The sequence below is a fragment of the Stenotrophomonas sp. SMYL11 genome, assembly GCF_036320005.1.
Classification (GTDB): domain Bacteria; phylum Pseudomonadota; class Gammaproteobacteria; order Xanthomonadales; family Xanthomonadaceae; genus Stenotrophomonas; species Stenotrophomonas maltophilia_A.
This window is the reverse complement of sequence record NZ_JAWIRS010000001.1, coordinates 615,802-628,350: the sequence shown is the minus strand read 5'-3', so window position 1 is coordinate 628,350 and position 12,549 is coordinate 615,802. Positions and strand designations below refer to the sequence as shown.

The following is a 12,549-nucleotide window of genomic DNA, read 5'->3' as shown; positions in this document are numbered from 1 at the left end:
CCCCCCCCGCCGGGATCCCCGCCCCCCCCCCCCCCCCCACCCCGCCCCGCCCAGCTCGCAGCAATCCAGAGCCGCTTTTGACGTTGCTTCTGCAGTTGCCGTTGCCTGCCGCAGGCAGCGCCCGCGGCCGCCGCCGCAAAGGAAACCCCTTAAATCTTCTTCGCCAGCGCCTCGGCCAGACCGGTGTAGCTGCCCGGGGTCATCTCCAGCAGACGCTGCTTCGCATCCGCCGGCAGCTCCAGCCCCTGCACGAACGCCCGCATCGATTCAGCCGTGATGCCCTGGCCGCGGGTCAGCGCCTTCAGCTGCTCGTACGGGTTCGGCAGGCCGTGGCGGCGCATCACCGTCTGCACGGCTTCGGCCAGCACTTCCCAGGCCGCGTCCAGATCGGCGTCCAGGCGCTGCGGGTTCACTTCCAGCTTGCCCAGGCCCTTGGCCAGCGAATCCAGCGCCACCTGGCTGTGACCGAACGCGGTGCCCAGCGCACGCAGCACGGTGGAGTCGGTCAGGTCACGCTGCCAGCGGCTGATCGGCAGCTTCGCGCTGAAGTGCTCGAACAGCGCGTTGGCAATGCCGAAGTTGCCCTCAGCGTTCTCGAAGTCGATCGGGTTGACCTTGTGCGGCATCGTCGACGAGCCGACTTCGCCTTCCTTCAGGCGCTGCTTGAAATAGCCCAGCGACACGTAGCCCCAAATATCGCGGGCCAGGTCGATCAGGATGATGTTGGCGCGGCGGGCGGCATCGCCGATCTCGGCAATGTTGTCGTGCGGCTCGATCTGCGTGGTGTACGGGTTGAACACCAGGCCCAGGCTGGTCACGAAGCGCTCGGCGAATGCCGGCCAGTCCACGTCAGGGTAGCTGGCAATGTGGGCGTTGTAGTTGCCCACCGCGCCGTTGATCTTGCCGGTCAGTTCGACGGCGGCGATCTGCCTGCGCTGGCGTTCCAGGCGGGCGACCACGTTGGCCAGTTCCTTGCCCAGGGTGGTGGGCGAGGCGGTCTGGCCGTGGGTGCGCGACAGCATCGGCTGGCCGGCCTGGGCGTGAGCCAGGCTGCGCAGGCTGTTGGCGATGCCGTCCAGAGTCGGCAGCAGCACTTCGCGGCGGGCCTGTTCCAGCATCAGGCCGTAGCTGAGGTTGTTGATGTCTTCGCTGGTGCAGGCGAAATGCACGAATTCCAGTGCCGGGGCCAGCTCGGCGTCGTCCTTCAGCTGTTCCTTGATGAAGTACTCCACCGCCTTGACGTCATGGTTGGTGGTGCGCTCGATCTCCTTCACGCGCGCGGCCTGGGCCGGGCTGAAGCTGGCGGCCAGCGCGCGCAGGCGGGCGACGGCGGCGTCGGAGAACGGGGCCAGTTCGACGATGCCCGGCTCGGCCGCCAGGGCCAGCAGCCATTCCACCTCGACCGTGATGCGGGCCTTGATCAGTCCGTACTCGGAGAAGATCGGGCGCAGGGCGTCGACCTTGCCGGCATAGCGGCCATCGAGCGGGGACAGGGCGAGCAGGGCGGAATCGGACATGTCGGCAGGGCTGGGGCGAGCGGCGGGGGCCATATTCTACGACGTGCCGGCGAGGCGTGCCCTGTAAAGCCAAGCCCACGCTCGGCTGCTTCGGAGAATCCGGCGCCCAGGGGGCAGCCGAGCGTGGGCTCGGCTCTACAACACGGCCCTGCGGACGGAACAATCTGGCCCGCCCTCGTCATCCCACGCTGCGGGCAAGGGAGTATCGTTGGCGCAGCCGCCAGCCCGGGAAGCGACACCCTGCCAGCCGCCGCTTCCCTTTCCCCAACTGAAGTAGTGCGGAGTTGATGCAATGAGCAAAGCTGCAAGCAAGGGTTTCAGAATCGAACACGACAGCATGGGCGAGCTGCAGGTGCCTGCGGACGCCCTGTGGGGCGCCCAGACCCAGCGTGCCGTGCAGAACTTCCCGGTGTCGGGCCAGCGCATGCCGCGCGGTTTCATCTGTGCCCTGGGCCTGGTCAAGGGCGCCGCCGCCGGCGTCAACGCAGAGTTGGGCCACCTGCCGAAGAACGTGGCCAAGGCCATCCAGACCGCTGCCGCCGAAGTGGCCGCCGGCAACTGGGACGCGCAGTTCCCGATCGATGTCTACCAGACGGGTTCTGGCACGTCGTCGAACATGAATGCCAACGAAGTCATCGCCACCCTGGCCAACCGTGCCGGCAAGGCGGGCAAGACCAGCGTGCACCCCAATGACCACGTCAACCAGGGGCAGAGCTCCAACGACGTGATTCCGACCGCGCTACGCGTGTCGGCGGTGCTGGCGACGCACGAGCAGCTGCTGCCGGCGCTGGTGCACCTGCGCAAGACCCTGGACAAGAAGGGCCGCAGCCTGCGCAAGGTGGTCAAGACCGGCCGCACCCACCTGATGGATGCGATGCCGCTCACCTTCGAGCAGGAATTCGGCGCGTGGTCGGCGCAGCTGGCGTCGGCGCAGGAGCGTATCGAAGACAGCCTCAAGCGCGTGCGCCGGCTGCCGCTGGGTGGTACCGCCATCGGCACCGGCATCAACGCCGACCCGCGTTTCGGCGCGCAGGTGGCCAAGGCGCTGAAGCAGCAGACCGGCTTCAAGTTCGACAGCGCCGAGAACAAGTTCGAAGGCCTGGCCGCGCAGGACGATGCCGTGGAGCTGTCGGGTCAGCTCAATGCGCTGGCGGTGGCGCTGATCAAGATCGCCAACGACCTGCGTTGGATGAACGCCGGTCCGCTGGCCGGGCTGGGCGAGATCGAACTGCCGGCGCTGCAGCCGGGCAGCTCGATCATGCCGGGCAAGGTCAACCCGGTGATTCCGGAGGCGACGGTGATGGCCTGCGCGCAAGTGATCGGCCACCACACCGCGATCACCGTGGCCGGGCAGACCGGCAACTTCCAGCTCAACGTCACCCTGCCGCTGATCGCGGTGAATCTGCTCGATGGCATCGGCCTGCTCGCCAACGTTTCCACCCTGCTGGCCGACAGTGCGATCGCCGGGCTGAAGGTGCGCGAGGACCGCGTTGCCGAGGCGCTGGCGCGCAACCCGATCCTGGTTACCGCCCTTAACCCGATCATCGGTTACGAGAAGGCTGCGGCGATTGCCAAGCGTGCGTACAAGGAACAGCGCCCGGTGCTGGATGTGGCGCTGGAGGACAGTGGACTGGAGGAGGCCGAGCTGCGTCGCCTGCTGGACCCGACCGCGCTGACCGCCGGTGGCATCCAGGCCGGTGGCGGCGGCGCCGGCGGTTGATCGGCCGGTTGTAGCGTCGAGCCACGCTCGATTGTTGTTCCGGAGTCGAGCATGGCTCGACTCTACGGAAACGAAGAACGCCGCCCTCGGGCGGCGTTTTTCTTCAACGACGGTCGGCGACGATGTTGCCGAAGGTGTCGGTGTAATCCTTGAACTCCGGGATGCGCTGGATCAGGTCCGCCGGAATCACGTCCATGCCCTCCGGCGGCTGGATCTTCACCGGCTGCATGTTGGGATCGGCCGGTGCGGCCACCAGGGTGTTCTGGCGCAGCACCTGCAGCTTGCCGAACATGGTCTGCAGCATCTGCTTCTGTCCGTCGTCCAGCGGAATCTGGATCTCGTCCATCTTCATCGTGCCGTCGGCGAGGATGATGATGTTCGGCGCGGGCGGGCGACGCACGGTGACCATGCCTTCGCTGACGGAAATCTTGGGCTTGCCACGCTCGGCGCGGTGGTTGCGGTACTCCTGGTCACAGCCGGCCAGGCCGAGGCAGAGCAGGGCGGTCAACAGCAGAAACAGCTTCTTCATGACATTCGGTTCGGGGGCGTCCGGGGCCGCCATTGTAAGCCCGGCGGCGCACTACGGCCGGCAGCCGGACGCCACTGCCGGCCGGGTGCGCTGATCTGTCACAGGCCTAGCGCTGGACCACGGTGTCCTTGCCGCAGTCGTCCACGTCGCCCTGGTCCATGGTCGCGTAGGGCTTGAATGCCGGCAGTTCACGTGCGAGCGCCTGCTGGCTGGCCAGCATCGCCGGAAGGCGGTCGCAGATGCGCTTGGCCTGGGCTTCGATCTTCTCGGCTTCGGCATTGATGCGCTTTTCGACACCCTCGCTGTCGCCGCTGAAAATGCCCTTCAGCGCTTCGCCGGCAGCACTGGCACCCAGTTTGGCGCCGGCCAGGCCGACATCCATGCCATCCATCGCGATGGCGACCACGTGGCCGCGGTAGTCCTGCAGATGACGGCGCTGGATATCGTTGGCGGCGATCTCCTTGCCCGCGATCAGCAGGCGGCCATCCGGCGTGATCTCCGCACGCGGCTGCTTGTCCGCCGAGATCTTGATGTTGCCCTGGGCGATATCCTTGCGGGCATCGTCCATGGCGTTCTTGACGGTCTCGCCGACGCCGCCTGTGGCTTCGGCCACACTCTTGCCAACGGTCTTGTCGGGTGCTGACGACGTGCCGCCGCAGGCGATCAGCGGCAGGGACAGCAGCACAGCGGGCAACAGGCGCAACAGGTTCATGGTGTTCCCCTGGTAGTGTCTGGAAGAGGGTTTACTTGCTGCGCGGCAGAGTGACCCGGCCGCTGACGTTGCGATGATTGACGTCACCGCTGCCGCTGTGGTCAACGGTCAGGGTGCCGCGCACGCCGTCGACGTTGATATCGCCCGAGCCGTGACTGCGGACATGCACATTGCCACCGATGTCGGCCAGATCGACCCCGCCGGAGCCGACCACGCCCACTTCAACGCCGCCCTGCACGCGTTTGAACTCGATATCACCCGAGCCCACGGTATCCAGCCGCGCGTTGCCACGCACATCGCTGATCTTCAGGTCACCGGAGCCGACGGTACCGGTGCTGGCATCGCCGCTGATGTTGCGTACGGTGACGTCGCCGGAACCCAGCGACAGCAGATTCAGGGACCTGCCGCCATCGATGTTGAGGTCGCCCGAACCCACTGCTGCGTGGATGCTGCCGCGGGTACCGCGGACCACGGCGTCACCGGAACCCACGTCCACGCTCAGCGACTGTGCGTTCTCCACGCTGGCATCGCCCGAGCCGATCTTGAACTGCAGCGGCATGTTGTCCGGCACGCTGCCACGGATATCCAGCCAGGCGTAGCTGTTGCCCAGGCTGATGCCGCTTTGGCGGCCGTCGCGGCGCAGGCTCACCACCAGCTTGTCGCCGACCTTGCGCTGCTCCAGCACCAGCTGGTCCAGCCATTCCTGGCTGGATGCGCAGGCGCGGCCGTCCAGCTGGCCGCCGCCAGCGCTGGCGACCACCTTCAGGTCATGCTGGTTGACCTCGAACACCACCGTCCTGGCACCGGCCACGTCCAGCTTCAGTGCGCGGGCGGCAGTGAACTTGCAGTTCGGAGCATCGGCGGCCAGCGCCGACAACGGCTACAGCAACAACGCAGAACAGGCGAGCAAAGAACGCATGGGTGGTGCCTCCGGATGGATGGGATCAGATCTCGCCGGCCCGCTTGCGCAGGCGGATGGCAAGGAAGATGAACACTGCACCGACGACGGCGCCGATCCAAAGCTCCGGCATCGCCAGCGACTTCAGCTGCGAGGCGGGGGACATCAGGCTGACGACCGAGTCCAGATCGCGACGCGATGCTTCGTCGGCGCCGAGGCGATATAGCAGGTCCATGCCGGGTACGCCGCCCAGCAGCAGGCGGCCGACGATGTTCTGCCAGAACCAGCCGGTGGTCAGGCCGAACAGCGGCATCATCTTGGTGGAGCTGACAATGATGCCGGCAAACAGCGGCAACATCACCGCCCACAGGAACGGCTTGCTCCTGGCCCATGCCGAGCACAGCAGCAGCCAGCCTGCGGTGGGCAGGGCCCACAGGGCATAGACCGGAATCCAGGACAGGTGCCCAGCGGCCAGGGTCAGCGGGCTGGCCGGGCCCCAGATCAGGGTCATCGGGCTGCCACCGTGCAGCAGCGCGACGGCGCTGATGATCAGCATGAAGCCGAACATGGTGAGGATGCCGGCGATGACCGCGATCAACGGTGCCACGATCAGCGCGCTGATCACCTTGGACAGCACGGTCTGCGTGTCCGACAGCGGCAACGACTTCCAGAACAGGATGCTGCGGTCGCGGCGATCGTCGTACAGGGCGCCCAGGCAGTAGAAGAACACGACGAAGGCCAGCACCACGAACGGCCAACTTGAACTGAGTACCAGAGTCAGGTCCAGGCCGTTGCCAAGATCAGCAAGGTCCTTGGCACTGATGTCACGGGTGAGCAGGGCCAGGTTAAGGCCGTTGATGTTCACGTTCTCGCCATCGATGTGCAGGCCGCCGTCGCGTGCTGCACGGTTCAGCGCGAACAGGCCGAAGGCAATGCCGGCGATGCTCATCGCCAGTGAGATCAGGCCCGCGATCAACGGGGCATACAGGAAGCCTCCGCGGTTCTCCCAGTACTCGCGCTTGAGCAGCCAGCGCAGGGTGCCGATCGGGCTGACGGGGTGGTTGACGGCATTCATGCGTAGGTCCCCTTCATGATGGCGACGAACAGGTCGGCCAGGCCCGGGATGCGGGTCTCGCCGAGAGAGGAAAGCTGGGTGCGCGGCACGCCATCGAACAGCATCACCGTCTTGCCGAACGCCAGGCTGCGCTCGTCGATCGGCTTCAGGGCGCGCGCGGTGTCCAGCTGGTCGGCATTGACCAGCAGCTCGGTATAGCGCTGGCCGACGTCGTCCATTTCCGCGTCGAGCACGATGCGGCCGTCGCGGATGAACATCACGTCGCTGAGGATGTGCTCGATCTCCTCCACCTGGTGGGTGGTGACGATGATGGTTTTCTGTTCGTCGAAGTAGTCTTCCAGCAGGCGCTGGTAGAACTCCTTGCGGTACAGGATGTCCAGGCCGAGGGTCGGCTCGTCCAGCACCAGGATGCGGGCATCGATGGCCATCACAAGCGCCAGGTGCAGCTGCACGATCATGCCCTTGGACAGCTCGCGCACGCGCTGCTTCGGCTGCAGCTTGGTGTTGGCCAGGAAGCGCTCGCAGCGGGCGCGGTCGAAGCGCGGGTGGACGCCGGCCACGAAATCGATCGCTTCGCGGACCTTCAGCCAGCGCGGTAGCACGGCGACGTCGGCGATGAAGCAGATGTCATTCATCAGTTCGTCGCGGTGCAGTCGCGGGTCGCGGCCGAGCACGCTCAGTTCACCCTCCACCGAGGTCAGCCCAAGAATGGCCTTCAGCGCGGTGGTCTTGCCGGCGCCATTGGGCCCGATCAGGCCGACGATGCGCCCGCTTGGAATGCTGAAACTGGCGTTGTCGAGGGCGACCGTGGTCTTGTAGGCCTTGCGCAGGCCTCGGGCGGTGATGACCGACTCACTTGCAGTGCTATTCATCAGACTTTCCCCTGGGGCAGCAATTCGTCGAGGCTCAGGCCCAGGCGCTGGATGCGCTCCAGAACCGCCGGCCATTCTTCGTTGAGGAAACGGTCGCGCTCGCTGCTGCGCAGCTGCGTGGCCGCCTGCTCGGTCATGAACATGCCCAGGCCGCGGCGCTTCTCGACCAGGCCTTCGTCGGCCAGCTCCTGGTAAGCGCGCGAAACGGTGATGGGGTTGAGTTGATAGTCGGCGGCCACCTGGCGCACCGAAGGCAGGGCATCGCCCGGCTTGAGGATTCCGTCGAGCATCATGGCAATCACGCGCTCCTTCAACTGACGGTAGATGGGAGCGCCGTCGCTCCACTGGATGTCGCTCATATTCAGCTCCGTGGGGTCAGCGGCTGGGCGAACGAGAAATACGGCATGGACAGCGCGCTGTGCAGCCGACGCGGGGGAGGGGAGGAGGAGGGGGCGTTCCCTGCGGGGGAGAGGGTCGCGTCCTGTGCACCTACAGCAGCGGCGGAAGCAGGGTCGGTGGGCGTGGCCCACCAGGCCAGCACGAGCAGGGTCGAAACAGCGACGGCCGCGGGTGCGGTGAGGTTGCGACGGATCCGGACGTTCATGGCTTCCCCCTGTCTCAGGTGACTGGTGTTGTATGCAACTATAACACCGGCACGCCTACGTGCAACCCCTTGCCGTCCCCAACTGATGGCAGGGGTGGTCAGATTGCTGAAACATCCCTTTAGTCTATTGATTTAAAAGGGAAATTAATATTCTGTAGTGGGCTTTCCGGGACGGCCTTCCATTCAGTGATGTCCATGCTATGTCATCACTGCGCCTTCAATGGCGCCCGGGCAGCACATTCGCCACGCCGCGCAAAGCCCGGGGAGGACCTGTGCCATCAGGGCTCCAGAGCCCGGTGCTATAGTTCGGCCGATTCCCGGCCAGCACTGGCCCGGGCCTTGTGAATGGCTACCGCGGACCGCCTCTGATGCCCCTGCCGACCGTTTCCCCGTGCCGCCTGCGCGGCCTGTCCCTGCTGGCCCTGATGGTGGCCGGCGTCGCCGGTTCCGCCAGTGCGCTGGCGGCCGACCTGCTCGATCTGGAATACCGGCCGTTGGCCAGCAAGCAGCAGGTGAATCTGCAGCAGCGCTATCACGGGCAGGTACTGCTGGTGGTCAACACCGCCAGCAAGTGCGGCTACACGCCGCAGTACGAAGGGCTGGAGGCGCTGCAGAAGCGCTATGCAGGCCGCGGTTTTGCGGTGCTGGGCTTTCCTTCCAATGACTTCAAGGGCCAGGAGCCGGGTGACGAGAAGCAGATCCAGGACTTCTGCACCCTGACCTACGGCGTCAAGTTCCCGATGTTCGAGAAGGTGCATGTGGTCGGCACGCAGGCCACGCCGCTGTACCAGCGGTTGACCGCAGCGACCGGCGTTGCGCCGGCCTGGAACTTCCACAAGTACCTCGTGGGCCGCGATGGCAAGGTCATTGCCCAGTTCGCCAGCAAGGTGACGCCGGACGATCCGCAGCTGACCGCGGCCATCGACAAGGCGTTGGCGGCAGCCGCCACGCGTTGATATCCGGCACGCATGCCTCGACATCGACGGCATGCGTGCGACAATGCTTCTTTTCGCGCCGACGTCGGCGCCCAGACACTTCCAGGAATGCAGCGAATGAAGATGGGAATGCGCGGCGCCGCGGCGTCGGTTCTGATTCTGGCGATGGGCACTTCGGGTGTCGCTCTGTCGCAACAACCGGCTGCCCCCGCAGCCGCCAAGGAGACCGCAACCTTGAATTCCCCCAAGCAGAAGCTCGGCTACGCCATCGGCCTTGATGTCGCCAAGTCGTTCACCCCGATCGCCGATGAGATCGATGTGGCCGCCCTGCGCACCGCCGTTGAGCGTTCGTTCGAGGGCCTGCAGCCGCAGATCACCCAGGAACAGGCCAAGGCCACCGATGCCGCTCTGCGCCAGGTGGTGATGGCCCGCAGCGGCCAGCAGGTGCCGGGCGTGGCGCCGGGCTCGCAGCCGCCGAAGGTCGACCGCGTCAAGGTGTCGCAGATGATCGGCTCCTACTCGGTGGGTCCGTCGCTGGCGCAGCTGAAGGACGATATCGATGTCGCCTCGCTGTTTGACGCAATCAGCACCGGCCTGACCAAGGGCCAGCCAAAGATGACGGAAGCTGACGCGACCGCCACCATCCAGGCCTTCATGGGTGCCAAGCAGGCTGAAATGCAGGCCAAGGCCGCCCAGGCTGCGCAGACCAACCGCACGGAAGGCAACGCGTTCCTGGCCAAGAACAAGACCCAGCCGGGCGTGGTGACCACCTCGTCGGGCCTGCAGTACCAGGTGATCCGCCCGGGTAGCGGCGAGCGCCCGCTGCCGAGCAGCAAGGTGCGCGTGAACTACGAAGGCAAGCTGCTCAACGGCACTGTGTTCGACAGTTCCTACGGCCGCCAGCCGGCCGAGTTCGGTCTGGACCAGGTGATCAAGGGCTGGACCGAAGGCGTCGCGCTGATGCCGGTCGGTTCGAAGTACCGCTTCTGGATCCCGGGCGAACTCGCCTACGGTGAGAACGGCACCCCGGGCGGCCCGATCGGCCCGAACGCGACTCTGACGTTCGACGTCGAGCTGCTGGGCGTTCTGCCGTAAGTCATTCAGGAGCGAATACGGACATGCGCGTTGCGATTTTCGGTACCGGCTACGTTGGACTGGTGACCGGTACCTGCCTGGCCGATGTTGGTCATCAGGTGGTCTGTGTCGATATCGACCAGGCCAAGGTGGAAGGCCTCAACCAGGGCATCATCCCGATCTATGAACCCGGCCTGGAGCCGATGGTGAAGGCCAACCATGCCGCAGCGCGGCTGGCGTTCACCACGGATGCCGCGGCCGCCATCGATCACGGCCAGGTGGTGTTCATCGCCGTTGGTACGCCGCCGGACGAGGATGGCAGTGCCGATCTTCAATACGTGCTTGCCGTAGCCCGAACCATTGGCCGGCACATGAGCGTGCCGACCGTGGTGGTGAACAAGTCGACGGTGCCGGTCGGCACCGCCGACAAGGTGCGTGCCGCCATTGCCGAAGAGCTGGCCGCGCGTGGCGCGGACATCGCCTTCGACGTGGTGTCCAACCCGGAATTCCTGAAGGAAGGCGATGCGGTTGCGGACTGCATGCGCCCGGACCGCATCATCATCGGTGCGGCGAACGAAGAGTCGGTGGCGGTGATGCGTCGCCTGTACGCGCCGTTCAACCGCAACCACGACCGCGTGGTGGAAATGGACGTGCGTTCGGCCGAACTGACCAAGTACGCCGCCAATGCGATGCTGGCAACCAAGATTTCGTTCATGAATGAAATCGCCAACATCGCTGAACGCGTGGGTGCCGACGTCGAGCAGGTCCGCCAGGGCATTGGTTCGGATCCACGCATCGGCTGGCACTTCATCTATCCGGGTGCCGGTTACGGCGGCTCGTGCTTCCCCAAGGACGTGCAGGCATTGGCCCGTACCGCCCAGCAGTATGGCCTTGAGCCAAAGCTGCTCAATGCGGTTGAAGCGGTCAACGATGCGCAGAAGGGCCATCTGTTTGCCCTCATCCAGCGTCATTACGACAAGGGCGAGGACGAGGGCGTGCGTGGAAAGACCTTCGCCGTATGGGGCCTGGCCTTCAAGCCGAACACCGACGACATGCGTGAGGCCTCCAGCCGTCGACTGCTGGCGCAGCTGTGGGAAGGCGGTGCGACGGTGCGTGCCTACGATCCGGAGGCGATGCACGAGTCGCAGCGCATCTTCGGCGAACGCGATGACCTGGTGTTCTGCAACAGTGCCGATGAAGCGCTGCAGGGTGCCGACGCGCTGGTCGTGGTGACCGAGTGGAAGCAGTTCCGCAGCCCCGACTTCCAGAAGCTGCGCGAGCAGCTGAAGGATGCGGCGGTGTTCGACGGCCGCAACCTGTATGAGCCGGGCGAAGTGGAAGCCGCAGGTCTTGCGTACTACGGCATTGGCCGGGGGCGCTCGTTGCATGTCTGATCTGCCCACTGAACGCGAGCAGGCGCTGGAAGCGCGCCTGGTCGAGCTGGAAATGCGCGTGTCCTTCCAGGAACAGGCGCTGGCCGAGCTGAGCGACGCGCTGGCTGATGCCCGCATGCAGGGCATGCGCAACGCCGATGTGCTGCGCGTGCTGCTGGAAGACCTGGGCAAGGTCCGCAACGCACTGAATTCTTCCGATCCGGCGAGCGAACCGCCGCCGCCGCACTACTGATCCGAATCCTATGAGCGATACCCTCCGCGACCAGCTGATGGGCCTGGGCTTCAAGCCCGCACCCAAGCCCGAGCGCAAGAATGATGGCCCCCGCCGTGATGGCCGCCCGCAGGGCAAGGGTGGCAACGGCAACGGCAATGGAAAGCCGCAGGGCGCAGTCAAGGGCGAGCACAAGCCCGGCGAGCGTCGTGGGCAGGGCCATGGCGCGGGCAAGCCCGGCGGGCATGCGCGCGGTGGCCAGGGCCAGCAGGGCCCGCGCAAGCCGCGCAGCACCGAAGAGATGGACCTGGCCAAGGCCTATGCCATCCGTGCGCAGCGGGAGAAGGAAGAGCGCATCGAGACCGAGCGCCTGAAGCAGGAAGAAGCGCGCGTGCGCCGCGAGGCGAAGGCCAAGCTGGAAGAGCTGCTGAAGGACAAGGGCCTGAATGCCGAGGATGCCGACATTGCCCGCCACTTCCCGTATGGCGGCAAGATCAAGCGCATCTATGTGACCGCCGAGCAGCTGACCGCGCTCAATGCCGGTGAGCTGGGTGTGGTCCAGCTCAATGGCCGCTACCTGCTGGTCACCGCCGAAGTGCTGGCACAGTCCGAGGCGGTGTTCGCCGCCTCGGTGGCGCTGAAGGTCGATCCGAATGCGCCGGCCGAGGAAGATCCGTACGCGGACCCGCAGTACCAGGTGCCGGACGACCTGGTCTGGTAAAGGCGCAACCACCGCGGACGGCACTGCTCCCGCGGTTGGGTGGAAGGGGTGACCGCTGGTCCAAGCCGTGGCTACGTGCCGCACATTGACGGCCTGCGCGCGATTGCCGTGCTGGCCGTCATCGTGTTCCACCTGGACCGGGCCTGGTTGCCGGGCGGGTTCACCGGCGTAGACGTGTTCTTCGTCGTTTCCGGGTTCGTGGTCAGCGCGTCGGTGCACCGCCGAAAAGGGGGCGGAGGGGATTAAGTCGTTTGTGCCCAAAACGACTTAATCCCCTCCGTCCCCTT

General features: G+C 65.8%; 13 protein-coding genes and 1 pseudogene. 7 read left to right on the top strand and 7 right to left on the bottom strand.

Annotation, left to right across the window (positions count from 1 at the left end; translation table 11 throughout):
* Positions 1–149: 149 nt before the first annotated feature.
* Complete coding sequence (gene purB / locus V3B46_RS02915) at positions 150–1,517, bottom strand: adenylosuccinate lyase (RefSeq protein ID WP_329891087.1); 1,368 nt, start codon at positions 1,515–1,517, stop codon at positions 150–152.
* Between the two features lie 292 nt (positions 1,518–1,809).
* Here purB and V3B46_RS02910 point away from each other — a divergent pair, with 292 nt between their 5' ends.
* Positions 1,810–3,237, top strand: a complete 1,428-nt coding sequence (locus V3B46_RS02910; protein WP_329891086.1) for a class II fumarate hydratase — start codon at positions 1,810–1,812, stop codon at positions 3,235–3,237.
* 103 nt (positions 3,238–3,340) lie between these two features.
* Here the strand turns inward: V3B46_RS02910 and V3B46_RS02905 are convergent, their stop codons facing one another.
* From V3B46_RS02905 to V3B46_RS02880, 6 genes are all read right to left on the bottom strand, one after another.
* Entirely contained in the window at positions 3,341–3,766 is a 426-nt protein-coding gene (locus V3B46_RS02905) for a hypothetical protein (protein ID WP_125892130.1), read from the bottom strand.
* A gap of 106 nt (positions 3,767–3,872) precedes the next feature.
* Complete coding sequence (locus tag V3B46_RS02900) at positions 3,873–4,478, bottom strand: YggN family protein (protein WP_125437294.1); 606 nt, start codon at positions 4,476–4,478, stop codon at positions 3,873–3,875.
* 31 nt (positions 4,479–4,509) lie between these two features.
* The gene (locus V3B46_RS02895; RefSeq protein WP_329891085.1) at positions 4,510–5,355 is read right to left on the bottom strand and encodes a DUF4097 family beta strand repeat-containing protein; all 846 of its coding nucleotides are present in this window, start codon (positions 5,353–5,355) and stop codon (positions 4,510–4,512) included.
* A 67-nt stretch (positions 5,356–5,422) separates the two neighbouring features.
* Positions 5,423–6,451: an ABC-2 transporter permease gene (locus tag V3B46_RS02890; RefSeq protein WP_154352933.1), complete on the bottom strand. Its 1,029-nt coding sequence runs from the start codon at positions 6,449–6,451 to the stop codon at positions 5,423–5,425.
* Entirely contained in the window at positions 6,448–7,323 is an 876-nt protein-coding gene (locus tag V3B46_RS02885; RefSeq protein ID WP_032130455.1) for an ABC transporter ATP-binding protein, read from the bottom strand. The genes V3B46_RS02890 and V3B46_RS02885 overlap by 4 nt, the downstream gene beginning before the upstream one ends.
* Positions 7,323–7,682: a GntR family transcriptional regulator gene (locus V3B46_RS02880; RefSeq protein ID WP_006453095.1), complete on the bottom strand. Its 360-nt coding sequence runs from the start codon at positions 7,680–7,682 to the stop codon at positions 7,323–7,325. The genes V3B46_RS02885 and V3B46_RS02880 overlap by 1 nt, the downstream gene beginning before the upstream one ends.
* Positions 7,683–8,295: 613 nt before the next feature.
* Between V3B46_RS02880 and V3B46_RS02875 the strand changes: the two genes are divergently transcribed.
* From V3B46_RS02875 to V3B46_RS02850, 6 genes and pseudogenes are all read left to right on the top strand, one after another.
* On the top strand, positions 8,296–8,883 hold the full coding sequence (locus V3B46_RS02875) for a glutathione peroxidase (protein WP_154352932.1): 588 nt from the start codon (positions 8,296–8,298) through the stop codon (positions 8,881–8,883).
* A 96-nt stretch (positions 8,884–8,979) separates the two neighbouring features.
* Positions 8,980–9,957, top strand: a complete 978-nt coding sequence (locus V3B46_RS02870; RefSeq protein ID WP_019337358.1) for an FKBP-type peptidyl-prolyl cis-trans isomerase — start codon at positions 8,980–8,982, stop codon at positions 9,955–9,957.
* Between the two features lie 23 nt (positions 9,958–9,980).
* Complete coding sequence (locus V3B46_RS02865) at positions 9,981–11,330, top strand: UDP-glucose dehydrogenase family protein (RefSeq protein WP_154352931.1); 1,350 nt, start codon at positions 9,981–9,983, stop codon at positions 11,328–11,330.
* Positions 11,323–11,562 carry a SlyX family protein gene (locus V3B46_RS02860; protein WP_019660397.1) on the top strand — a complete coding sequence of 80 codons (240 nt, stop codon included), beginning with the start codon at positions 11,323–11,325 and terminating at the stop codon, positions 11,560–11,562. The genes V3B46_RS02865 and V3B46_RS02860 overlap by 8 nt, the downstream gene beginning before the upstream one ends.
* A gap of 10 nt (positions 11,563–11,572) precedes the next feature.
* Positions 11,573–12,262 (top strand): DUF2058 domain-containing protein, encoded by a 690-nt coding sequence (locus tag V3B46_RS02855; RefSeq protein ID WP_154352930.1) that lies wholly within the window; start codon positions 11,573–11,575, stop codon positions 12,260–12,262.
* Between the two features lie 48 nt (positions 12,263–12,310).
* Positions 12,311–12,484, top strand: a pseudogene (locus V3B46_RS02850) (hypothetical protein); the annotation flags it as partial.
* Between the last annotated feature and the right edge of the window lie 65 nt (positions 12,485–12,549).